Source organism: Patiriisocius marinistellae (assembly GCF_009014635.1).
Taxonomy (GTDB): domain Bacteria; phylum Bacteroidota; class Bacteroidia; order Flavobacteriales; family Flavobacteriaceae; genus Patiriisocius; species Patiriisocius marinistellae.
In genome coordinates this window covers 1,152,432-1,175,759 of the sequence record NZ_BKCF01000001.1, presented here as the reverse complement: position 1 = coordinate 1,175,759, position 23,328 = coordinate 1,152,432, and the positions used below count along the sequence as shown (strand labels likewise).

Annotated in this window: 18 protein-coding genes; 10 read left to right on the top strand and 8 right to left on the bottom strand. The window is 33.8% G+C overall.

Features of this window, described 5'->3' with window-relative positions; genetic code table 11:
• The first annotated feature begins 88 nt into the window (after positions 1–88).
• Positions 89–1,558, top strand: coding sequence for a hypothetical protein (locus GB234_RS05190; RefSeq protein WP_151893447.1), 1,470 nt, complete (start codon positions 89–91; stop codon positions 1,556–1,558).
• 34 nt (positions 1,559–1,592) lie between these two features.
• On the top strand, positions 1,593–3,389 hold the full coding sequence (locus tag GB234_RS05185; RefSeq protein ID WP_151893446.1) for a T9SS type A sorting domain-containing protein: 1,797 nt from the start codon (positions 1,593–1,595) through the stop codon (positions 3,387–3,389).
• A gap of 258 nt (positions 3,390–3,647) precedes the next feature.
• On the opposite strand, the gene GB234_RS05180 is transcribed toward GB234_RS05185, so the two are convergent.
• The gene (locus tag GB234_RS05180) at positions 3,648–4,946 is read right to left on the bottom strand and encodes a prenyltransferase/squalene oxidase repeat-containing protein (RefSeq protein ID WP_151893445.1); all 1,299 of its coding nucleotides are present in this window, start codon (positions 4,944–4,946) and stop codon (positions 3,648–3,650) included.
• Positions 4,947–5,173: 227 nt separating this feature from the next.
• Between GB234_RS05180 and GB234_RS05175 the strand changes: the two genes are divergently transcribed.
• Complete coding sequence (locus tag GB234_RS05175; protein WP_151893444.1) at positions 5,174–5,527, top strand: hypothetical protein; 354 nt, start codon at positions 5,174–5,176, stop codon at positions 5,525–5,527.
• 53 nt (positions 5,528–5,580) lie between these two features.
• Here GB234_RS05175 and hemL read toward each other — a convergent pair whose 3' ends face one another.
• Genes hemL through GB234_RS05160 form a run of 3 tightly spaced genes read right to left on the bottom strand, consistent with a single transcriptional unit; the run spans position 5,581 to position 8,626 of the window.
• The gene (gene hemL / locus GB234_RS05170) at positions 5,581–6,867 is read right to left on the bottom strand and encodes a glutamate-1-semialdehyde 2,1-aminomutase (RefSeq protein WP_151893443.1); all 1,287 of its coding nucleotides are present in this window, start codon (positions 6,865–6,867) and stop codon (positions 5,581–5,583) included.
• Between the two features lie 6 nt (positions 6,868–6,873).
• Complete coding sequence (locus GB234_RS05165; protein ID WP_151893442.1) at positions 6,874–7,737, bottom strand: glucosaminidase domain-containing protein; 864 nt, start codon at positions 7,735–7,737, stop codon at positions 6,874–6,876.
• Positions 7,730–8,626 carry a 1-aminocyclopropane-1-carboxylate deaminase/D-cysteine desulfhydrase gene (locus tag GB234_RS05160; protein ID WP_151893441.1) on the bottom strand — a complete coding sequence of 299 codons (897 nt, stop codon included), beginning with the start codon at positions 8,624–8,626 and terminating at the stop codon, positions 7,730–7,732. The genes GB234_RS05165 and GB234_RS05160 overlap by 8 nt, the downstream gene beginning before the upstream one ends.
• Positions 8,627–8,898: 272 nt before the next feature.
• Between GB234_RS05160 and GB234_RS05155 the strand changes: the two genes are divergently transcribed.
• The 4 genes from GB234_RS05155 to GB234_RS05140 all read left to right on the top strand — a co-directional run bounded on the left by GB234_RS05155 (position 8,899) and on the right by GB234_RS05140 (position 15,102).
• Positions 8,899–9,678: a phage tail-like protein gene (locus tag GB234_RS05155; RefSeq protein ID WP_151893440.1), complete on the top strand. Its 780-nt coding sequence runs from the start codon at positions 8,899–8,901 to the stop codon at positions 9,676–9,678.
• Positions 9,679–9,754: 76 nt separating this feature from the next.
• Positions 9,755–11,113, top strand: coding sequence for a phage tail-like protein (locus GB234_RS05150; RefSeq protein WP_151893439.1), 1,359 nt, complete (start codon positions 9,755–9,757; stop codon positions 11,111–11,113).
• A 32-nt stretch (positions 11,114–11,145) separates the two neighbouring features.
• The gene (locus tag GB234_RS05145) at positions 11,146–12,000 is read left to right on the top strand and encodes a phage tail-like protein (RefSeq protein WP_151893438.1); all 855 of its coding nucleotides are present in this window, start codon (positions 11,146–11,148) and stop codon (positions 11,998–12,000) included.
• Between the two features lie 27 nt (positions 12,001–12,027).
• Complete coding sequence (locus tag GB234_RS05140) at positions 12,028–15,102, top strand: RemA C-terminal-like gliding motility protein (protein ID WP_151893437.1); 3,075 nt, start codon at positions 12,028–12,030, stop codon at positions 15,100–15,102.
• 80 nt (positions 15,103–15,182) lie between these two features.
• Here the strand turns inward: GB234_RS05140 and GB234_RS05135 are convergent, their stop codons facing one another.
• Entirely contained in the window at positions 15,183–15,509 is a 327-nt protein-coding gene (locus GB234_RS05135) for a hypothetical protein (RefSeq protein WP_151893436.1), read from the bottom strand.
• 85 nt (positions 15,510–15,594) lie between these two features.
• Between GB234_RS05135 and GB234_RS05130 the strand changes: the two genes are divergently transcribed.
• Genes GB234_RS05130 through GB234_RS05120 form a run of 3 tightly spaced genes read left to right on the top strand, consistent with a single transcriptional unit; the run spans position 15,595 to position 18,335 of the window.
• Positions 15,595–15,759 carry a C1orf53 family protein gene (locus GB234_RS05130; RefSeq protein WP_172966852.1) on the top strand — a complete coding sequence of 55 codons (165 nt, stop codon included), beginning with the start codon at positions 15,595–15,597 and terminating at the stop codon, positions 15,757–15,759.
• A gap of 32 nt (positions 15,760–15,791) precedes the next feature.
• Complete coding sequence (gene hutU, locus GB234_RS05125; protein ID WP_151893434.1) at positions 15,792–17,771, top strand: urocanate hydratase; 1,980 nt, start codon at positions 15,792–15,794, stop codon at positions 17,769–17,771.
• Between the two features lie 9 nt (positions 17,772–17,780).
• Positions 17,781–18,335 (top strand): DUF4136 domain-containing protein, encoded by a 555-nt coding sequence (locus GB234_RS05120; protein ID WP_151893433.1) that lies wholly within the window; start codon positions 17,781–17,783, stop codon positions 18,333–18,335.
• A gap of 30 nt (positions 18,336–18,365) precedes the next feature.
• Here the strand turns inward: GB234_RS05120 and GB234_RS05115 are convergent, their stop codons facing one another.
• The 3 genes from GB234_RS05115 to GB234_RS15050 all read right to left on the bottom strand — a co-directional run bounded on the left by GB234_RS05115 (position 18,366) and on the right by GB234_RS15050 (position 23,298).
• On the bottom strand, positions 18,366–18,692 hold the full coding sequence (locus GB234_RS05115; RefSeq protein ID WP_208997316.1) for a thermonuclease family protein: 327 nt from the start codon (positions 18,690–18,692) through the stop codon (positions 18,366–18,368).
• 243 nt (positions 18,693–18,935) lie between these two features.
• Positions 18,936–22,847 (bottom strand): RemA C-terminal-like gliding motility protein, encoded by a 3,912-nt coding sequence (locus GB234_RS05110; RefSeq protein ID WP_151893432.1) that lies wholly within the window; start codon positions 22,845–22,847, stop codon positions 18,936–18,938.
• A gap of 304 nt (positions 22,848–23,151) precedes the next feature.
• Positions 23,152–23,298 (bottom strand): hypothetical protein, encoded by a 147-nt coding sequence (locus GB234_RS15050; protein WP_172966845.1) that lies wholly within the window; start codon positions 23,296–23,298, stop codon positions 23,152–23,154.
• Positions 23,299–23,328 lie beyond the last annotated feature (30 nt).

Below are 23,328 nucleotides of genomic sequence, written 5' to 3'. Positions count from 1 at the left end.
ATTTGTTATATTTGACACAAGTTAAATATAACACTACCTTACTGTCTTCCATTTAACCCAAACTGACACAAAAAAAACTTACGATTAAATGAAAGCATTACAGAGCATTATAGAAACACTTTCTGCTGAAGAACAGCGTGATTTTATCTTAAACCTACAGCAAAAAAACCGAAGAGGAGACACAAAAAACACTACACTCTTTAAGCTTATTGTTAAAGGAGAGACAGATAATATTGTTGTCAAATTGTATGGAAAAGATTCTAAAAATGCCTTTCATGCATTGTGTAAAAGATTACAAGATAGTCTTATTGATTTCATTGCCTTAAAAAGCTTTGCAGGAGAAACAAGTGAAGAACTTGAAATACTTAAACTACTACTTTCCAGCCGGATTTTCTTTGAACACAAACATTACAAACTAGGATTTAAAACGCTAGCTAAAGCTGAAAAATCTGCGCTACAATTAGATGTGTATGCTATTCTTACCGAAATTTATCATACTAAAATTCAATACGCGCATCTTAATCCTGCAATCATTTTAAATGAGCTTATCATTTCAGCAGAAAAAAACCTTGCACTATTTAACCGTGAGCAACAAATGAATATGGCGTATGCGCATATTAAGGAAGCTTTAAAATCGAAGAAGCAAAAATCAATACAAGATATTATTACTGATGTTTTTAGCAATTTTAAAATTGGACTCGATAACAAACTTACCTATAAATCACTTTTTCAATTAATGAGTATTACAGCAACGGCCGCTCGTTTGCAAAGTTATTATTATGACAGTGCTCCTTTTTTATTTAGGTTGTACGAGATAGTTTCGGAAAAAGGAGAGCTTGCCAATAAACACTTATTCTATCATATTGAAATGTTGAATGTGATGGCAACGGTAAGTTTTAGAAATAAGGATTTTGAAACTTCGACAAAATTTTTGGGAATTATGGAAACCCAAATGGAAAAGGAACACCGCAAGTACTATGGCAGATTCCAAGAAAAACTGACTCTAAATAGAGCGCTTTGTTTTAATTACACCAATCAACCCAACAAAGCAATTTCATTATTAAAACAATATACCTCTAACTCCCTGGATATTGATTTAACGCTTGCCGTTTGTTTTTTTCAGCAAGAAAAATATGAGGATTGTTATGCTGTTTTAAAGCAAATGCACCATACCGATTTGTGGTACGAAAAGAAAAACGGTTGGATTTGGGTGATTAAAAAATCGATTATTGAAATTTTGGTGTTGATAGAACTGGATAAACTGGATGTTGTGCTTTCAAGGATTACGGGTTTTAACAATCGATTTTCAAAACAGTTGAAAGCTTCGGGTGAGGTTCGTGTGTTGAATTTTATTAAACTGGTCTCAAAATATTATGAGGCTCCTCAAGAGATCAATTCTGATAAATTTCAGCAGTTGGTAGAAACCTCTTTTGAGTGGATTGGCACAGAAAAAGAGGACGTGTTTGTGATGAGTTTTTACGCATGGTTGAAGGCAAAAATGGAGAGAACGGGATTGTATGAGACTACGTTAAAATTGGTGTTTTTTAGAACCCATTAAAAACCATCTGTTTATATTTGAAAAAAAATGCTTTATGAAACAATTACTACTCATTTTACTTGCTTTATTTTCAATATCTACTGGGTTTTCTCAGTCGTGTGTTGATGTATTGGAAGATGAATATTACAGCTGCGGAGGCTCTAATTTTCTACTTGATGCTACTTGTACAAATGCTCAATCTTATCAATGGTTTAGAAATAACGTACCATTACCAGGTGAGACTAATGCAACTTATACTGCAACTCAACAGAATGATTACAAAGTTGAGATTACTACAGGCAGCGGGTTGATAATTTCTGAAACTACTACAATATTTAATACACCACCAGCTAATAACGGATGTAGTTCTGGATCTAATTGTGACAATATAGATATTAATGATGGGACCGGTGATGGTTTTGCTCAGGTAGATTTAACAATAAACGATACTATCATTTTAAATGGACAAGACCCTTCAATTATTTCTGTAATATACTATGCTTCTCTTAATGATTTAAACTCAAATTTATCAATATTAAATCCTGAAGCATACACTAATGAAGTAGAATATTCTCAAATAATTTACTACAGAACAATTGAAGAAAATACAGGTTGCATGAGCTTTTATAAATTTTTTGTATTGAATGTCAATTGTGAAGTTGAGGCAAACCAACCAAGTAACTTAGAAGTTTGTGATATTGATAATGACGGTTTTGGAACATTTAACCTCGCTTCATTAAGTACAGAAATATTGGGCTCTAATTCTCCAGCCAATTTTACAGTAACTTATCATGAGGTTTTTCTTGAAGCAGAATTAAATGTAAATATTATACCTAATAGCACTGAATATACTAATATCGCTGGAAATTTTCAAATAATATATGCAAGGTTATCAAATAACAATACTGGATGTTTTGATATAGTACAATTTAGTTTAATTGTAAATGAAACTCCCCAACCCGTCACCCCAAATAATTTATTCTTAGTAGATGAAGATATGGACGGCACAGAAATATTTGATTTGACAAACGTTGAAGGAAAAATAATAAATAGTCTTCCTTCTAACGACTTTGATATTAACTATTTTGAAACTTTAGCAGATGCTCAGTCAAATATGAATCCTATAGTTGACCCCACACAATATTCAAATATTACCAATCCACAAACAATACATGTTTCGGTTACAAATTTTAACACAGGGTGTTTCTCTCTAATAAACTTTGATTTAATATTGACTGACACATTGGATATTGACGGCGATGGAATCCCTAATGATGACGAAGACCTTAACAATAATGGCGACTTGGAAGATGATGACACAGATGGTGACAACATCCCTAATTATCTAGATAGTGATGATGATGGCGACAATGTAGAAACGATCGACGAAATTCAAGGAATAGGCGCAGGCCTTGGACCACAAATATTTATTGATACTGATGGCGATTTAATTGAAAATTATCTTGACGATGACGATGACGGTGATGGCATTTTAACAAAAGATGAAGATTACAACAATAACGGAGACCCTATTGATGATGATACCAACAATAATGACGTTCCAGATTTCTTAGATGAAGATGTAGCATTAGGTGTTATTTCACAGCATTTAGTAGGATTGGCAATTTTTCCAAATCCTGCCAAAGACCTTTTAAATATCTCGATGCCAAATCTAGAAAGCAACGCAACTATTACAATTTATTCAATACAAGGAAAGCAACTTTTTTCTGAAATTTTAAACACCCAAGCAACTGTAAAGAATATACAGATTGCTAGTCTTCAAGGTGGCGTTTACTTTGTAAAGGTTGAAACAAGTAACGGTAGTTTAACTAAGAAATTTATAAAAAAATAAGAGCTTAATTTAATTTTATAGATAAAACAAAATAGCCGCTTTATAGCGGCTATTTTAAAATAACACCGCTCACTGTTCCTGCTTTTTGGCATAAGCGGGCTAGCATTTAAGGTAGCGTAAGCGATGTTTTAAAAAAGATGTTTCCATCTCAACAAACAAGACATGAATCTTGATATACTAAAATAATGTAGTAATAAACAAATTAAAAATTAGATAGGTCTACATTTATAAATTAAGCGTGTTTTTGACAAAAGACGTTTAATCTTCACCCATGTTACTTAAATATTCAATATCGTTATCAATAGTTAACAAGAGTAAGCTAGTTGCTGTACAAAACACAGGACTAGTAATACAATGGTGTCCATTCCAGCTACCATCTTGATTTTGGATTTTTAAGATTCTCCCACTCATATCATTATACCACTTTGTCCAATCATTATCTTGATTTACTGCAAGAGATTCACCTGTTTGTAAGAAACTTAAAAACTCTTCTCCTCCATTATTGCCAAAACCATTGAGAACATCTTCACGTTGCGCTACTTTCTTAGCAGATTGATATACATTGTAAGACGCTGTGTATTCTGCTGCTTCAGCTTCAGTATATCCTGCTTTTTGAAGATTTGCAGCATTAACAACTTTTTCTTCTAATGTCCCATTCTTATTTGCTTCTTTGATAGCATTCTCAGCTTTACGCGCATCTTTTGCAGTTGCTCTCACACTACCACTAACAGAATATAGCATAACACCGGCACCATCTGCAGTATTAATATTTCCGTTTTCACCATCATAATTTGATTTTTGATATGCTCGTGATTTTTCTAAAATATCTTCATTTACCGAAGCTCCCACAGATTGTGCCGCTTCTAGTGCACTATTAGCGAGACCGCTTTGCAAAACACCAGCCCAACCTGCACCTTTTTGTTTTCCTTGATCATCTGTACTTCGCTGGATTTTATCAATGCAAATATCTAATGCTCTTGACACTCTATTCGAGTCCACACCTTTTAATTCTCTCCCTAAAAGATTAGAAAAAAACTGAGCTGTCATTACCACATCTATATTTTCACCTAGCTTACGCTGAATTTGAGTACCTCTTGCCTGGGTGATATATTCGTTGTTTTTATTACGTTCAACTTCGTTTAGCAAATAATTAATTGCTCCTTGTAGCTGCTTACTATAAATACCTTTTTTTAATGTGGTTCCGCTTCTTAAAAAAGCTGTTGCTACCATTGCAGTTGTTGCTGGGTCGCCTTGAACAGCATGAGGATCCATAACGTTTTGCGCATTATGAGTTCCCGCACCGTACCCTCCATTCTCTAACTGTGCCTTTGACAACCATGCTAATCCATCACGGATAGCTAGAGTTAGGTTTTCATCATTTTTATATAGAGAAAAATTATTTGAGGACTCCTCCCCCATTACAGTCATAAATACGCACCCAGCCTCTGGCTCAAGCACTCTTTGAGTTTCAGTAAATTGTTTTGAAGGTTCAATAACCTTCCATGCGGTGAACACCAATACAATAAGCATTGCTGATAATAAAATTTTTGTTTTCATGTTGATATATCTTTTTAGATTTATAGTGAAAGTACTATCGAACACAATTTTTAAAAACCTCTAACTAGCAAACGCACCTTTCCATTGAGCCAAATAGTGATATCATATAGTAACCGAAATGATAAAAAATTAAACACATTGTTTTGAAATTCATCTTTTTGGCTCAATTATTGGTTTATTGAAATCAAATTATTTACATTAGTACATTATTTAATAAAAAACCGACAATGAAAAATTTATTTAAAGTAATAGCAGTAGCTGCACTATTTATTTTTGGAGCTCAAAATGCACAAGCTCAGTCACTATCTACAACACAAGATGACAGACCAGAGGTAGTTGCAAAAACGAAAACATCTAATTTAAACGATGCGTTACAATTAACAGGTGATCAACAACGTGCTGTTTTTAGAGCATTTACTGCAAATGAAGTAAGCATGAGAAAAAGCGTATCAGGAAAAGACATGAATAACGCTGAAGTTAAGGTGAAGAAAACTGAACTAGACAAAACACTTAACGATGCTATGAAAAAAACATTAACTGCTGAGCAATACACAAAATACTTAGCAATGCAAAAGCAATAAATTGTTTTTAATATAATTAAAAAAGTCCCACAAATTGTGGGACTTTTTTATGTTTAAAATGTTTGAACTGTCTTATCAATTACTTCAATTGTTTTATCTAAATCTTTATAAGATAACGCGTCACACAAAAACCAAGTTTCAAAAGCACTTGGAGCAATGTAAATACCATTATTAAGCAAACCGTGAAAAAACTTTTTAAAAGTTTCATTATTTGCATTTGCAGCAGTTTTAAAATTTGTAACTGGCGTTTCAGAAAAATGTACCGAAATCATTGATTGCTCTCTATTAATAGTGTGAGCAATGGAACGATTATTTAAAACTTCGGTCATTCCTTTGTGTAAATATTCGGTTTTCTTCTGTAAAGATTTGAAAATTTCAGACTTACTATTTAATTCATTTAACATTGCATATCCCGCAGCCATTGCTAGTGGATTACCACTTAATGTTCCTGCCTGGTAAACTGGTCCTAAAGGCGCTAAATGATTCATAATTTCTTCACGAGCGGCAAATGCACCAACGGGCAGTCCCCCGCCTATTACTTTTCCGAAGGTAACAATATCTGCTTTCACATTTTTAAGTTCTTGCACACCTCCTTTTGCCACCCTAAACCCTGTCATTACCTCATCAAATATGAGCAATATTTCGTTTTCATCACAAAGTTTACGCAACCCTTCCAGAAAACCCTCAGCAGGTGGAATACACCCCATATTTCCAGCTATAGGTTCTAAAATAATACAAGAAATTTCGTTTTTGTTGTCGTTGATAATTTCAGCAACTTGAGACAAATTATTATATTCTGCAAGCAAAGTATCTTTAGCCGTACCTTTTGTAACACCAGGACTATTAGGGCTTCCAAAGGTTACTGCACCACTTCCTGCTTGTATTAGAAAAGAATCACTATGCCCATGATAACATCCTGCAAATTTTATAATTTTATCTTTACCAGTAAATCCACGTGCTAAACGCACAGCACTCATACAAGCTTCTGTACCACTATTTACAAATCTTATTTTATCGATATTTGGAACCATAGAAATTGCTAATTCAGCTATTTTAGTTTCTATTTCTGTAGGCATCCCAAATGACGTTCCTAACTTTGTTTTTTCAATAACGGCGTTTACAACTGGTTCATGAGCATGGCCTAAGATCATAGGCCCCCATGAGTTTATATAGTCAATTAATGTATTTCCATCTTCGTCATATAAATAAGCGCCTTTCGCTTTCTTTACAAAAATAGGATCACCACCTACTGCTTTAAATGCGCGTACAGGGCTATTTACTCCACCAGGAATTACGTTTTTAGCCGCAGCGAATAAGGTACTGCTTCTTTGATATATCATCTTAATTTAATTTTTTACTGCGTGTAGATATAATTGTTGTCCTATTGACAAAGTATTGTCATCAAGACCATTATACTCTTTTAACGAGCTTACTGCTACATTAAATTTCCTAGAAATACTATATAAGGTATCTCCTTTTTTCACAATATAAGTGCTAATTTTTGTTTCATCAACATTAGTGATTTTTGCAGAACTACCAATCGTTTGGTTGTCATAACGCTGTAAATCATAACGCTCAATAATACTTATAAGCTTGTTAGGATATTTAGGATCTGTTGCATAGCCAGCTTTTTTTAAACCACGTGCCCATCCTTTATAGTCTTCTTTATTTAATTTAAATAAATCTTGATATCTACTTCGCCCAGTTAAGAATAATGAATGATCACGGTAAGAATATTTAGGGTCAACATATTTTCTAAAACATTCCTGGCTTCGGTCATCATCATGATAAACACGTTCGCCTTCCCATCCTTTATGGCATTTTATTCCAAAATGATTATTTGCCTTATTGCTCAACTCGCCTCTGCCCGCTCCGCTTTCTAAAATCCCTTGTGCTAATGTTATACTTGCAGGAATACCATATTGTAACATTTCTTCTTGTGCGATTTGACTAAATTCTGAAATATAATCTGTTACAATTTCTGCATATGAACTATTATTTTTTGGCCTTGAAGTTTCTTTGGGTTTAACAATCTCTTTTGGAGTTGGATTTGCAGCAACTGGATTATCCTTTTTTGGGGTTGCTATAACCACTTTCTCGGTTTTATCTCTTTTTTTATATGTAACTGCTTTCTTTTTTGCTTTGCAACTAGCAAATAATAAAACTATAATAATAATTAAGGAAGGAATGCGATGTGATAACTTAAACATTGATTGTAGGAAGGTTTTTTTTCTTTAATTTTTCATTCATACCCGCTATACCTTGAAGGCCTCCAGTATGAACGGCTAAAATACGGCTATTTTCTCTGAAATATCCATTTTTCAACAAATCGAAAATACCATAAAATAGCTTTCCGGTGTACACTGGGTCGAGTGAGATATTGTGATTTTCTTTAAACTCATTTATAAAACGAATTAATTTTAAATCTATTTTAGCATACCCACCAAAACAATAATCATCTATCAAAGTAAAATTTTTATTCTCTGAATATTTTGATATTATTTCCTTCTGAAATGTACCTTTCAACGCTGAAAACCCTAACACATGTTGATGTGGTGCTGCTGAAGTAACAATACCTGCTATAGTCCCCCCTGTTCCTACCGAAACACATACATAATCATAACTCAAATCTTGAGGTGTTAAAATTCCGGCGCAGCCTTGAACAGCCAAGTCATTAGTTCCGCCTTCAGGAATATTATAAAATTCACCAAATTTTTGATGTAATAAATTTATAAACTCTGGAGATTCTTTGTCTTTATATTGTTCTCTAGAAACAAAAAATAGTTGCATTCCTTGAGCTTTAGCATAAGATAATGTAGGATTATTATTAACCTTAGAAACCAACTCCTCTCCTCTAATAACGCCTATTGTATTAAATGAATGAATTTTTCCTGCTGCGGCAACTGCTGCAATATGATTTGAAAAAGCACCACCAAAAGTTAGTAATGTTTTTGCCTCTATTTTTTTTGCCTCTAAAATGGTAAATTTTAATTTTCTGAATTTATTCCCTGAAATGTGTGGATGCAACAAATCATCTCGCTTAATGTCAAGAATATTAGTATCTGATAAATAATTAATATTTATTGAATTGTTACTCATAATTCAATTTTGATATTTCCAAAATTTCATCTTAAAAAATTGTTACCGCACAATCGTAAAAACTGGTCATGGATTGTGTTTTGTAGCCGAATAATGTATTTTATCGATAAAAAAATTCTGGTTTTAAATGAAAAATGTTAAAATTTAATGTATTTCATCGAAAAAAATTGTTTTTAATCGCAATTATTAAAATGTAAGCTATAATTTAGTAGTCCCCAATCTAGATACGTATTAATATGAGGCAAAAATACACTATTCTAAAATTATGCTTATTGTTATTAGTAGTAAATACTACTTTTAGTTATTCACAAGTAGGAATAAACACTACATCCCCAGCAGTAGGAGCTCTTTTAGATATTTCAGCATCAAATAAAGGATTTTTATTACCTAAAGTTTCTTTAACAAGTACAGCAGATACTACTACTATTACACCTAGTGCTACAGTAGGACTATTAGTTTACAACACAGTTACTTCTGGGGCTTTACCATTTCAAGTTACCCCAGGTTTCTATTATTGGAACGGAAGTCAATGGCTGCGCTTTTACAATAGAGGGTATGGAATAAAATTTGACCAAGAATCTCAAACCACAGCAAGTATATTAAGTTCTGTATATACTCAAATTTCAGATTTAGATACTGGTTTCATAAGCGTTCCCTATTCTGGAACTTATCAAATAAAGGTTGAAACTGCTTATGCCTGCGGAAATCTTTCAAACACTTCTTCTGAAGGTGTAGGTCAAGCCTCAATTAGCTTGAACATGACTACTGGCATTGGATTACCAGTAAGAGTAAAAGAAAGGTACGTGACATCTACTTCTAAACGAATTGGAAGTGTTACTTTAAATAATATTCCTCAGAACACAACTATTATTTATACGGTAGACCTTAATCTTTTAAATACCTACCGTTTTAATGTTACGGGAAGGGAATGGTCTCGTAATAATGTGGGACTTGGAACTTTTGGAAAAAACACAAATGGATACCCTGGTGCTAGTGGAGTGAATAATGCACAAAGAGGTTCTATTTCAATTACCCTTTTAAAACAACAGTAACAAAATAATAATCGTACTACTGCAGCTGTTGATTTATAAAAAATTATTTAGCGCGGTTAGAATTAAGTTTCAACATATGAAATTCTTAACTATATCAAAGAATATATTTTTAGTTAGCAGTTGTTTTTTACTCTGCTCATTATTCACTAACGCTCAAGTAGGTATTAACACAACTACTCCAAGCGCCTCATCTGCTCTAGATATTACTAGCACAAACAAAGGGTTTTTAATGACTAAAGTGGCTCTTACTGGAACAGATGATATGACTACAATCACCCCATCTCCGACCATTGGGCTTCTAGTTTATAACACAGCTAGTACAGGTAGTTCTGGAACAGAAGTAGTACCTGGTTTTTATTATTTTAATGGAACTTCATGGCGTCGATTTTATACTCAAGGGTATACACTCTCATACGATCAAACAACAGAAATTACTGCAAGCGCAAATGACACTGAATATGTACTACTACCTGGATTAGATACAGGTGATATAACCGTTCCTTTCAGCGGCACTTATCAAATAAGAGTAGAAGGATATTATGCTGCCGGGAACCTGATTGACACATCTGGGGACGGTGCCGCACAAGGATCTATAAGCTTAGCTATGTCTTCTGCTAATAGTGGAGGTGGTGGTAGTCCAGGAGGTTGTACTGGAGGAATTACGACATATCCATACAACGAAAGCTTTGAAAGCGGATTAGGCTCATGGTCACAATCTGGAGCAGATGATATAAACTGGACACGAGATCAAAATGGGACCCCTAGCAGCTTTACTGGACCATCAAGAGGATCAAGTGGGATTTTCAATTCTTGGTATATGTACATAGAAGCAACTAACAATTTTAATAAAAATGCAATATTAAATTCACCTTGTTTTGATTTAACTTCGTCTCCTGCAGCTACTTTTACTTTTGATTATCATATGTATGGATCAACTATGGGCTCTATTGATTTAGAAGCTAGTGATGATAATGGTGCAACTTGGACTTCTTTATGGACCAATTCTGGAAATAAAGGAAATTCTTGGTTTACTCATTCTGTGGATTTATCACCTTATATAGGCGGTTCAGTTCAATTAAGGTTTAATGGGACTACTGGTCCAAATTTTAGATCAGATATTGCAATTGACAATATAAATCTTACTGAAACTACTACTGGTGGGACATTTGCCACAGTAAAAGAAACCTACCTCACAACTTCTTCTAAGCGCTTAGGAAGCGTATCTGTAAATAATCTAGCGCAAAGCGCATCTATACTAGTGAATATGGAATTGAATGCAGGAGTTACTTATAGGTTTGTAGTTCGCGGAAGAGAATGGCTTGCAAATAATACTAGTGTTGGAAGTTTTGGAAAAAACACGAATGGATATTCAGGCAATACCCTAAATGATGCCCAACGAGGAACTATGACAATTAGCCTCATCAAGCAATACTAAAATGTAATTGGCACATACTTTAAACTAACATCATGAAAAATTATTTTTTAGCTCAATTTTTACTCATCATTTTAACAGCTTCAGTTGGTACTTCAGCTCAAGTAGTAATTCCAGATTCAACGGAGAATCACACGATTGACAATGGAGCTATATTTCAGCTTAAAAGTGAGAACAAAGGTTTAATGATTCCTAAAATTTCATTACAATCAAGAAATGATATTACTACTATACCTGCAACCCTAGTAGAAGGGTTATGGATTTATAACACTTCAAACCTAGGTAGTGGGTTAAATAAAGTCTCCCCCGGATTTTATTTTTGGGATGGGAATAGATGGGAAAAAATGTTTAACGAAGGTTTTACTGTTCAATACGAACAAACTGAGACTGTGCGTGCAGCAAACACAACAACAACCTATACAATTCCCGGTCTAGACCAAAATTTTGTAGCACCCTATACAGGCACTTATGAAATTCATGTGACAGGCTATATAGCTGCTCTCAACCATTTGAATACTGCTCGCGAAGCTACTGTACATGGATCTTATATGTTAGAAATAGACAATACAAAAGTAGCAGAAAGCACAGTTAGTTCAAACACTAAGAAAGCACCAGGTACTAGTGCATTTCAAGCCTTAGGAAGACAAACAACTATAGTACATATAGTTGATTTAAGTGAAGGAGACTCATATAATTTTAAAGTACGTGCACGTCTTTGGGCCCATGAAAATGTCGATCCAAATAGCTTAAACTTATCTTCAGTTTGTGGTGGAGCAGCTACTGGTTATGCTTTTTTTGGCCTTTGCTCTAATCCCTACCAAGGAAATAACAGTTTTACAGATAATGCTCAAGATGCTTATTTAACAATAACACTATTAAGACAATTATAATAACCCAAAATAAAGCCCCTATTTATTATGAAAACACTAATTACATCAATAATTGCATTGCTAACAATTGCAACAATTTTTTTATTTAAATCGAATAGCGATGATTCTTACAATATTCAAAATCAAGAATTATTAAAAAACAATCCGGAATCCCAAGTTATTGACACCTCTAGAAATGATGAAGGTGATACATTTTCAATTGTAGCCTTTGACCCTAACACAGGACAAGTGGGCGGAGCGGGTTGTAGTTGTGTGAATTTTGACGCTGGAATTGACTTTTTAAGTGACTTAATTAGAGATAATGACGGTAATATTATTGGAGGGATTCATTCTCAAGCAGCCTATAATGAAAGTACACAAATTTTTGCAAGAAATAGAATGTTAGCTGGTGATTCTCCACAACAAATTATTACTGCGACTGTAAATGCTGATGGACAAAGTGCAAGTAGACAATATGGTATTGTAGGCTTTGACAATGCTGGAAATTTAACTCATGCAGGCTTTACAGGAAGCTCTAATGGACACTATGGGAATAACATAGGCGGTAGTGATACTAACGGAATTACTTATTCCATACAAGGGAATATTTTAGATAACGACAGTGCGGCTGACAACTTAAATGGACAAGATTTACTAAATGATATGGAGACTGCATTTGTAAATACAGATGGAAATCTAGCAGAAAAATTGATGGCTGCAATGCAAGCGGCAAAAAGAGTAGGTGGTGATTCTAGGTGTGAAAGTGACACCAATAGTGGTCGCACAGCTTTTATTCAAGTACTTTCTCCAGGTGAATCTACACCATCATTATATTATAATACAGATGCAATTTCTGGTCAAGCAACAACAAATGGTGTTCCTAACTTTACTGAGCCTATCGATAAATTACAAGATATGTTTGATGATGGAGAAAATGTTAGTTTTTGTAATGAATTAGTTACAGAATTCCCGTATGCAATGGATTTTGAAACTAATTCTTGGAAGCGTTTTGATCTAGACGGTAACCCAAATGACAACGATCGTTCTTGGATGAGAGACAGAGGAACTACAGCTAGTGGAAATACAGGACCTACAAATGCAAATCAAGGAACTTTTTACACATATCTTGAAGCTTCAGATATTACAGGTGCTTCTGATAACGCCGCTATAGCCTCTCCATGCTTTGAAATACCTAGTGATTTTGGTGCGCAAATCTCATTTGATTATCACATGCTTGGCGGTAATATAGGAACTCTCGCTTTACAAGCAAATAATCAAACTGGTTCTGGATGGGTAACTTTGTGGTCAAAAACTGGTGCTCAAGGTAGTAATTGGTTTAATGATCAGACTGTTAATTTAAATGCATATAGAGGTAATAATGTAAAATTAAGATTTATAGGTAGCAGAAATGGAAGTTTTGCTAGCGATATGGCAATTGATGATATAAATGTAACATTAATTCCATGTCCAGATATAGCTTCGTATAATAATGGTTGGACTGATGGAGATATTTCTAGTATATCAAGTAATACTACAATTAGCACAGATTACAATACATCTTTAAATGGAGGTAGCTTTGATGCTTGTACATTAACAGTTACAAACAATGCAACTCTTACAATTACAGCTGGTGACTATGTAAATGTTAATGGTAACATTACTGTTAACGCTGGAGCATCTTTAATAATTGAACACACTGGAAGTGTAGTTCAAATTATGGGTAATGCCACAGTAACGAACAATGGAACTATAAACGTTGCACTAACAACACCAGAATTAACTGCCCGTGATTTCATGTTTTTAGGAAGCCCAATGACTACTAGTAGCGATGCTGTATTCAATAACCCGTATCAATTACTCAAACACACCACTCAAAACTTTAGCCCTTTCCCGGGAATTAGTGGAATAAATTTTTTAAACAATAACAACAATGCATTTGACTATTCAAATCACACTGGTGTTTTAAACCCTGGAGAAGGTTATTTACTGAGACCTTCTTATACAGATGATGGTTCGTACAATTACAACTTTACAGAAGGGACACTTAATAGTGGTGACATTAGCTATAATGCTTTCTTCGGCGATAATAAAGAAGACAGCCCTAGCATTATTTCAAATCCTTACGCATCTGCAATTGATGCTGAAAAGTTTATTGAAGACAATAGTCGTGTGAGCGAAGTCTATTTTTGGGAACATAATATAACACCTAACAGTGGTGTGCCCGGTCCTTTGACTGAAAATTTTAGTATGGAAGACATCTCAACATATAATGGTATGATGGGAATTCCTGCAGCAAGTGGAGGAACCACGCCAAATGGTATAATTTCAACAGGACAAGGTTTTGGGATTATGGCAAACTCAGGTGGAGATATTACTTTTACAAACGCAATGAGACTGACATCTGGAAATACAACACTTAGAGCTCAACTAGAAGACAAAGATTTAATGAGACTTAATGTTTTAGATAATAAATATAACTTAGGAAGTACGGCCGGTCTTGGTTTCATTGCAACTGCCACTAATGAAATTGATCCTGCGTATGACACTCAACGTTTAGGCACTGTTGTTTCATTATACTCTCATTTACAAGATGGAACTGAACAATTAGGTATTCAAGGTCTTGGATCTTTTAACGATACAATGAGTGTACCATTTGGTTTCTCAACGTTAATAGAAAATAGAGATGATCAATCATACACCATTTCACTTTCAAGTATTGAAGGAATAAATATTGAAGGCGAAACCGTATTATTGACTGATAACGAATTAGGAATTACAACTAATTTATCAATAAATGAATATACTTTCCAAGCAGATGCTGGAACATATGACAATCGTTTTACGGTACATTTCCAACAAGAAACTTTAGGACTGACTAATACTAATGCTGAAAATATTAAATTATATCCAAATCCTACAAACGGGATTATAACAATTTCATCTCAGAATGCTATTATCAATAAAATTAAAATATTCGATCCTAGAGGAAGAGAAATTGTTAATATTAAAAAAGTTTCAAATAATACGTATAAAATAAATCTTGCTACACTAGACACAGCAGTTTACTATGCTATCATTGAAACAGATAAAGGAACAATTACAAAAAAGATTATAAAAAATTAATTAACTATTTAAAATTTGAAAAGGCGTTACACTCTGTAACGCCTTTTTTTTATGTTGAAATTTTAATAACATAAAACAGTTTAAATAAATTTTAAAAATGACCAAAATCGCCTTTGCTTTATATATTGAAAATTACATTCATTAGCATAAGCCTCTCTTTCAAAACTAATATTTCGGTAGGCAGTATGTTTGTTATTATACTGTATCCATCTAATAAAAAATTCAAGCCCATACCAAATATAAAATAGCACTACCAACATTTCAATTTGTTGTCGTAAATGGATTTTCTCGTGATTCAACATAACCGCATCTTCTTTCATTTCTCGTTTCCGTAGTATAACAAAAGGCCATAATGCAATCCCATTGAACCCCTTACGTATTAATAATTTTGACACTAGTATAATCATAGTTACATTTCGGCTATGCCTAAATATACATATTTTGGCCACGCAATGATTTATTTCTAATCTTGGATTTATGTATTTTTACTGCATGCTATTCCCAAAGAAAAATATACCCATCGAAGAAGGGGACTACTACCTTACCCCAGAAGGATATAAATGTTTTACCGAACAATATCACCTTAAAAGAGGTTATTGTTGCGAAAGTGGTTGTCGCCATTGCCCCTACGGATTTAACAAAAAGAAAAAACAGTAGTAATTTTAACACTCACACTATCATTATACGATATGAATTTTAAAGAAGAAATTTTACAAGGAATCCCAACCACACTTCCAGCCTTAAAGGAATACGATACAAATGTAAACCATGCTCCTAAACGTAAAAAAATTCTTTCTGCGGAAGAAGAACAACTTGCACTTCGTAATGCACTTAGGTATTTTGAACCTCAACACCACGCCACTCTCCTACCCGAATTTAAAAATGAACTCGATACCTACGGTCGTATTTATATGTATCGCCTACGCCCGGATTATAAAATTTACGCGAGGCCCATCAATGAATATCCAGGTGAGTGCACGCAGGCTAAAGCAATTATGTTAATGATTCAAAACAATCTTGACCATGCTGTAGCACAACATCCTCATGAGTTAATTACCTATGGAGGAAACGGTGGTGTGTTTTCAAATTGGGCACAATATAGGCTTGTAATGCAATATTTAGGACAGATGACAAATGAGCAAACACTTGTTGTATATTCTGGGCATCCGCTAGGTTTATTTCCTTCACATAAAGATGCACCGCGGGTTGTTGTGACAAACGGAATGATGATACCTAACTATTCAAAGCCTGATGACTGGGAAAAGTTTAATGCACTTGGCGTTACTCAATATGGCCAAATGACAGCAGGTAGCTATATGTACATTGGGCCTCAAGGTATTGTGCACGGGACTACAATTACAGTTTTGAATGGTTTCAGAAAAATTAAAAAATCACCTAGAGGAGGCTTGTTTGTAACCTCAGGATTAGGAGGAATGAGTGGTGCTCAACCTAAAGCCGGTAATATTGCAGGTTGTGTAACAGTTTGTGGCGAAGTCAATAAAAAAGCAACTCAAACAAGGCATTCGCAAGGGTGGGTTGATGAGGTAATTAGCGACGTACATAAGCTTGGAGAGCGTGTTACAAATGCACTAAAATTAAAGGAGACTGTCTCTATTGCTTATGATGGAAATATTGTTGACGTCTGGGAACATTTTGACAAAGAGAACATTCATATTGATTTAGGTAGTGACCAAACATCATTACATAACCCTTGGGCTGGCGGTTATTATCCTGTGGGAATGAGCTACGAAGCTGCCAATGAAATGATGGCAAACAACCCCGAGGAATTTAAAGAAAAGATACAAGAAAGCTTAAGAAAACATGCCGCTGCTATTAATAAACATACTGCAAAGGGGACCTATTTTTTTGACTACGGAAATGCGTTTTTACTGGAAGCTTCGAGAGCTGGTGCAGATATCATGGCTGAAAATAACATAGATTTTAAATACCCTTCGTATGTACAAGATATTATGGGGCCCATGTGTTTTGATTATGGTTTTGGACCCTTTAGATGGGTTTGCGCTAGTGGTAACCCAGAAGATTTAGCTAAAACCGATGCTATTGCCTGCGAGGTTTTAGAAGAGATCATGAAAACATCTCCACCAGAAATCCAACAGCAAATGCTTGATAACATTCAATGGATTAAAGGAGCTCAGGAAAATAAACTAGTTGTAGGTAGTCAAGCAAGGATTCTTTATGCTGACGCCGAAGGTAGAATGAAGATTGCGAGTGCTTTTAACAAACACATTTCCGAAGAAAAAATAGGAACAGTTATTCTTGGTCGTGACCATCATGATGTTTCAGGCACAGATTCTCCCTATCGAGAAACTTCAAATATTTATGATGGATCTCGTTTTACAGCAGATATGGCTATACATAATGTAATAGGTGATAGCTTTAGAGGAGCCACTTGGGTGAGCATCCATAATGGTGGTGGCGTAGGCTGGGGCGAGGTGATAAATGGTGGGTTCGGTATGGTTCTTGATGGTACTGATGACGCACAACGACGTCTAGAAAGTATGCTATTCTGGGATGTAAATAATGGAATTGCAAGACGCAGTTGGGCACGAAATGAAGAGGCAGTTTTTGCTATTAAAAGAGAGATGGAACGTACTCCTAATCTTAAAGTAACGCTTCCTAATTTCGTGGACGATTCATTATTTAGTTAAAAAAAAACTATGAAAGCATTTAAATTTTTACCCGTAGCATTGCTTCTCGTTTTTGCTTCATGCTCTTCTGTAAGAGTAGTTAGCGATTATGACAAGGATGCAAATTTTAATAATTATAATTCTTTTGCTTTTTACAAGCCAGGGATAGATAAGGCTGCAATTAGCGACCTTGATAAAAAAAGAATTTTAAGAGCAATCGAAACACAACTGGTTGCTAAAGGAAAAACAAAATCAAACACTCCAGATATGCTCGTAAGCATATTTACTAAAGAGAATGAACGTGTAGACGTTTATAATAGTAATTTTGGCTGGGGTTATGGCGCTTGGGGTTGGGGACCTGGTTATGGCTGGGGAGGCAATTGGGGCAATACAGTGTCTCGCTCTACTGAAGGAACCCTTTATATTGATCTAATCGATGTTAAAACAAACGAACTTGTGTGGCAGGGAATAGGTAGGTCAAGCCTTTACAGAGGAAGTGATATTTCTAAAAAAGAAGAAAAAATTAATACAATAGTTTCTGAAATTTTAATGGAATACCCACCTGAAGCAATGAATAAAAAGTAAATTAAAAGGCCCTCAATTGAGGGCTTTTTTTTATGGAATATATGGAACCGCATGACCATTATCTACCAGCCATTGGTTAAGATTTATATCACCTATTTTTATTGTGGCTAGATATCTTCCAAATTTTCCTTGTTTATCTTTATAACTATCTATCTCAACTTCTTTATCAAGTATCATTTCTCTAACAATATCTCTAACAACTAGTCCCTGTTCTCTTTCTTCTCCTCGCAATTCAGGTGTGTCAATACCGTAGAGTCTTAATTTCATTACTTGAAAATGAAGAAAACCTAAATCCACTTGGGCAGTTACTGTGTCGCCATCATAAACAGCTATAATTTTTGCCTTATAATTATACATAATTGGTTTTTAGCTAATTGAAAAATAAAAATACAAAAACGATTTTTTAAAACTTTATTTAAAAAATAATATTTTCAAAGTTTTAAGAAATCTAAGAACATTTAATATGCTTAAATACATTCAGTTTCCGAAGCATTAAAAAAAAATATAAATGGATGTTTTTATTTTCATCAAATAAACTTCCAAAAAAAACCTGTAACGTTATCAACGAAACAGGTTTTTAGATTATAAAATTAAATGAATTTAATTTTTAATTATTCTTTTTACAACTGTTCCGTTTTTAGTATTGATGTTAACAAAATATACGGCAGACTGCATTGCCAAAATATCTAATTTTAAACTGAAATTTTCAATATCCCTTATTTTTTTTATAATCCTACCTTGAATGTCTACGATAGTAATATCCTTAATTATTGAACTTGGAGAATTTATAAAAAGCACACCATTAGTTGGATTTGGAACTACCGAAATTCTTGATAGGTGTTGGTCCAAAGTCTCAAGAGTCTCATTATTTTCAAATTGTAAAATAAACCTATTTGGAAAATTACCTTTTGCAGTTGTAAATGTGTAAGCGCCATTTTCAGAAAGATTTGTAATGGTTTCCTCAAATGTATCTACTAGGTAAACTACGGCATTTTCAATTTGACCACCTTCAACAGCCTTTATCTTTATTTTAAAAAGAGCATTATCATTAATTTGAGAGGCATAGCCCATTGAAACCATAATATTTTCATCGAAAACTTCTCGTCCTTGAATACCAAGTGACATTGTTCCATCTGGTAGATGAGAATAAAGTGATACAATTCTACCTAACTGATCACTATCATATCCTGCATCAAATGATGATGTTGCCTCTGGACTGAATGCAATCAAGGTTTCACTACTAAGACCATATTGCATTGATTCTATTTCCAACCAAATTCTATTGCTATCTGCATTTGGCGTTCTCAAAGTTGTATTACCTGTGTTAATACGCATTGCATTATTAAAAACAGCGCTTCCAGCTGCTGTCGCTTTTACACCAAATCCTTGAGACGTAGCAATGACCCCGTTAGGAATTGCCCCTCCATTATTTGCTGCTGTACCTGTACCTATTCCGCCGGAAAGATTATACATGGAAATATCCTCCATGTTAAAATTTGCTGAGCTTCCTCCAGGAAAAGAGTTATCTGGCGTGGTGATATGCTCCCAGAAATAAACCTCGTCAATTTCATTGTTGGCATTTATAAACATTTCTGCATCGATTGCTGAGGCATAAGGGTTTGAAATTATATTTGGGCTTGAATTTTTATCGACGTGAAAATCCATTGCATATTTGATAACTCCGTTATTTAATGTACCTTCAGTAAAACTAAGGTTGTACGTTGAGTTCCCGTCTAAAATACTTGCTTGTGGATATACTAAATAACCTTCAGAAGGATTTATTGTACCTGTGTAATTTAACCAATCGTTAAAATTATCATCCATAAAATTAGCAACAATATTTGGTACATAAAAATCATCTACAAGTGGATGTGGGAAGAAATCTAATGTTGAATGTTTTAAAACCCTAAAAGAACTTTCATAAACAGCATCTCTTCTCTCCATTGTCATTGGACTACCAGAAATTATAAAGTCGCGTGGTTTTAATATAGGAGTTGTAACATCTACATTTATACTTCCAGTACTTCCTTTTACTACCCCAGACTTATTATTAATTTGCACAACACTACCTTGATGTTCAACATTTAATATGCCATTTACGATTATGCTATTTTCTATATTAAAATAGGTACCTGCCTCTATAGTCACTATAACACCTTCGTTTATTATTAATGAGCAAGCTTCTAAGTCTCCATTTATAGAAGTATTGTAAGGTGCATTTATTATTGCCGTAACTGTACTCGTGGGAACAATACCATTTTCCCAACCCGTAGCTGTAAAAGTTGTAGTTTCTATACATCTGTTAATAGGAAGAAAGTTTTTATCATAACTTGGACTAAATCCTTTTTCTGAGCTAAATGGAGCATTATATATCAATTCATTTTCTAGGATAGAATACGAAAATATACCCCCTTTATCATTAGCACCTCCCCCAGTTGTTGATCCATATATAATATTTTGATTCAATGGGTCTAAAGTATTAAGAGCCTTAGTTCCAACCATTGTAAAATCATATAGGTTTGTAAAGGTATCTGTGTCTAAATCATAAGAATATATATATCCAAAATTATTAGCCCCGCCACTTGAAGTTGATCCATATATTACTGAATTTTTAAATACTAAATACCCACTAAAACGACCATCTATTCCATTATCCATAAGAGAATGGAGTATACTTATGGTATTTGTACTTAAGTCAAATTGCAATAAATTACCTGTCACTGAGGTATTAAATTCTGTATTTGTAAAATATAATGTATTATTTTGATAATGAAACTGACTAAAAATATATAAATCAGCCTCATTATGATGTATTACAGCGTAAGTATCTGTATTAGTATCATATTTAAAAATAACACCTCTACTATTAGCCCCTCCACTGTTGGATTTGCCATATAGTATGCCATTTTCATCAACTTCTAAATTATTTGATGGATAAATTCCTTCTGCGATATTTACAAAATTATGTTCTAGTGCTAAGATACCCGTTAAGGTATTAAATGAGAACAAAATTCCGTAGTTAGTTGAATCTTCAGTTCTAGCTAAACCATATAGAATATTAGGTTGGCCTTCTACTAATTTTGTAGAAGGTAAGTTAACTATATCTCCTGTAAAGTCATATACTTTTGTATATATACTTGTTGCAGGATCAATTTCATAAAGTGTACCTTTCCCAAAATTTCCTCCGTTTCTAGTAACTCCATATAATTTACCATTTGTAGTTAATGTAAGTGAACTACTTGGGCTAGCTCCGCCTGGGCTATATCCAAAATCTATTAATTTTTCTTTTTCTCCAGTACTTGTATCGTATGAAAATAGCACTCCATTATTTCCTAAACCTCCTCTCAGGACACTATATAATTTATCAGCAATTTGAATTATTGGGTTTTCACCAGAAGGGTTTGTAGTTGCAGAAATTTCAGCAAAATCAGTCAAAAATGTTTTTGTATTAGTTACATAATCATAACTAAATAAGGCTCCTTTATCATCTAATCCACCTTTATATGTAAATCCATACATTAAATTATTACTACCTAAAAGCAAAGGACCTGAAGGTTCACTATAACCATTAAGTAAAAAATTGGTTTTCATAGAGTAGGTATCTGTAGAAGGGTCTATTTGATATATCACTCCTCTAGTTTGTTGCCCATTAGATCCACCTCCACCAGACCGAGCAATACCATATAGCATACCGTCTGGTGCAAGAATCATTTTTCCTATTGGATTATTACCAAGGCTTGTATTACTAAATGTATAAATTGTATTAAAAGTTAATGTATCAACATCAAATGAATAAACCATACCAGAGCCTCCTTGAAAGTATCTCAAAACACCATATAGTTTTCCATTAGGTGCTTCTGCTAATTCAAAGGGGTATTGAGTAGTTGCAGGATAATCATAAAGTGATGATATAGCATTTGTATCCATATTAAAACTAAATATAGAACCCCTATTATTAGCTCCACCGCTATATGTTGTACCATAGATCAATCCATCACTTTTTTGAATTATTGCTAAAGGATTACTACCTAATAAACCGTCAAAATGATGAAGCACAATTATAGTATTTGTTGAATAATCAAATTCATAAATTGTCCCAAAGCCATTAGTCCCTCCAGATGATGTGACACCTAATACCCTATTAGTATCTGTTATTAAAAAATTAGATTGTGGATTTTTTCCAGTAATATCACCCTTAAACTCAAGAACAATGCTATATACCTCTGTTTGTAAATTGTATTTAAAAAGTATCCCTTCATTAGATGCCCCTCCAGAGTACGTAACGCCATATAGATCACCATTTGGTAATTGCGTAATACCTCTAGGATTATTACCTGGATTAATCACATCATAATCTTTAATAATTGACAGATTTTCCCCTTGCCCATTTACTGCAAAAATTCCTCCTAAATTGTTTTCACCTCCGTGATTTAAAGAACCTAAAAATTCATAATCTTGAGCTAAACTAATTAATGAAGTAAACAAAAAAACAAGCGTACATATATATTTCATAAGTATAAATTTGAATCGGCTAAATTAAAAAAGTATGAAATAAAAAAAATACCTATTTGTGGGTATTTTTTTTATTTCTAATAATTAATAAGCTGAAATCTGCTTAATCCTCATCTTCTCAGTTAGAAAAATCGCTGGCATAGTTTTACTACTAATTATCACCACGCGCACATCCAATTATTAAAATATTCCTCTGGAATTTTACTTTATATGTTACGTGAAAACTATTTCCACTAGATCTTTTTTACAACTATAATATACCATCCACATTTTTAAATGAATCATATTTATTTATTGTTGTATTCTAATTTCTGCGGAAGCGTAATTCTCCTCTTAATTCTGGTCTATCATTTCCATAAAAACGCAACTCCATTACTTGAAAATGAAGAATACCTAAATCCACTTTGGCAGTTACTGTGTCGCCATCATAAACAGCTATAATTTTTTGCATTATAACTATACATAATTGATTTTTAGATAA

Coding starts and splice junctions, on each gene's coding strand:
- hutU (WP_151893434.1), top strand. CDS start 15,792: ATGAATTTTAAAGAAGAAATTTTACAAGGAATCCCAACCACACTTCCA.
- GB234_RS05190 (WP_151893447.1), top strand. CDS start 89: ATGAAAGCATTACAGAGCATTATAGAAACACTTTCTGCTGAAGAACAG.
- GB234_RS05120 (WP_151893433.1), top strand. CDS start 17,781: ATGAAAGCATTTAAATTTTTACCCGTAGCATTGCTTCTCGTTTTTGCT.
- GB234_RS05140 (WP_151893437.1), top strand. CDS start 12,028: ATGAAAACACTAATTACATCAATAATTGCATTGCTAACAATTGCAACA.
- GB234_RS05110 (WP_151893432.1), bottom strand. CDS start 22,847: ATGAAATATATATGTACGCTTGTTTTTTTGTTTACTTCATTAATTAGT.
- GB234_RS05115 (WP_208997316.1), bottom strand. CDS start 18,692: ATGTATAATTATAAGGCAAAAATTATAGCTGTTTATGATGGCGACACA.
- hemL (WP_151893443.1), bottom strand. CDS start 6,867: ATGATATATCAAAGAAGCAGTACCTTATTCGCTGCGGCTAAAAACGTA.
- GB234_RS15050 (WP_172966845.1), bottom strand. CDS start 23,298: ATGCAAAAAATTATAGCTGTTTATGATGGCGACACAGTAACTGCCAAA.
- GB234_RS05175 (WP_151893444.1), top strand. CDS start 5,174: ATGAAAAATTTATTTAAAGTAATAGCAGTAGCTGCACTATTTATTTTT.
- GB234_RS05180 (WP_151893445.1), bottom strand. CDS start 4,946: ATGAAAACAAAAATTTTATTATCAGCAATGCTTATTGTATTGGTGTTC.
- GB234_RS05165 (WP_151893442.1), bottom strand. CDS start 7,737: ATGTTTAAGTTATCACATCGCATTCCTTCCTTAATTATTATTATAGTT.
- GB234_RS05160 (WP_151893441.1), bottom strand. CDS start 8,626: ATGAGTAACAATTCAATAAATATTAATTATTTATCAGATACTAATATT.
- GB234_RS05150 (WP_151893439.1), top strand. CDS start 9,755: ATGAAATTCTTAACTATATCAAAGAATATATTTTTAGTTAGCAGTTGT.
- GB234_RS05185 (WP_151893446.1), top strand. CDS start 1,593: ATGAAACAATTACTACTCATTTTACTTGCTTTATTTTCAATATCTACT.
- GB234_RS05130 (WP_172966852.1), top strand. CDS start 15,595: ATGCTATTCCCAAAGAAAAATATACCCATCGAAGAAGGGGACTACTAC.
- GB234_RS05145 (WP_151893438.1), top strand. CDS start 11,146: ATGAAAAATTATTTTTTAGCTCAATTTTTACTCATCATTTTAACAGCT.
- GB234_RS05135 (WP_151893436.1), bottom strand. CDS start 15,509: ATGATTATACTAGTGTCAAAATTATTAATACGTAAGGGGTTCAATGGG.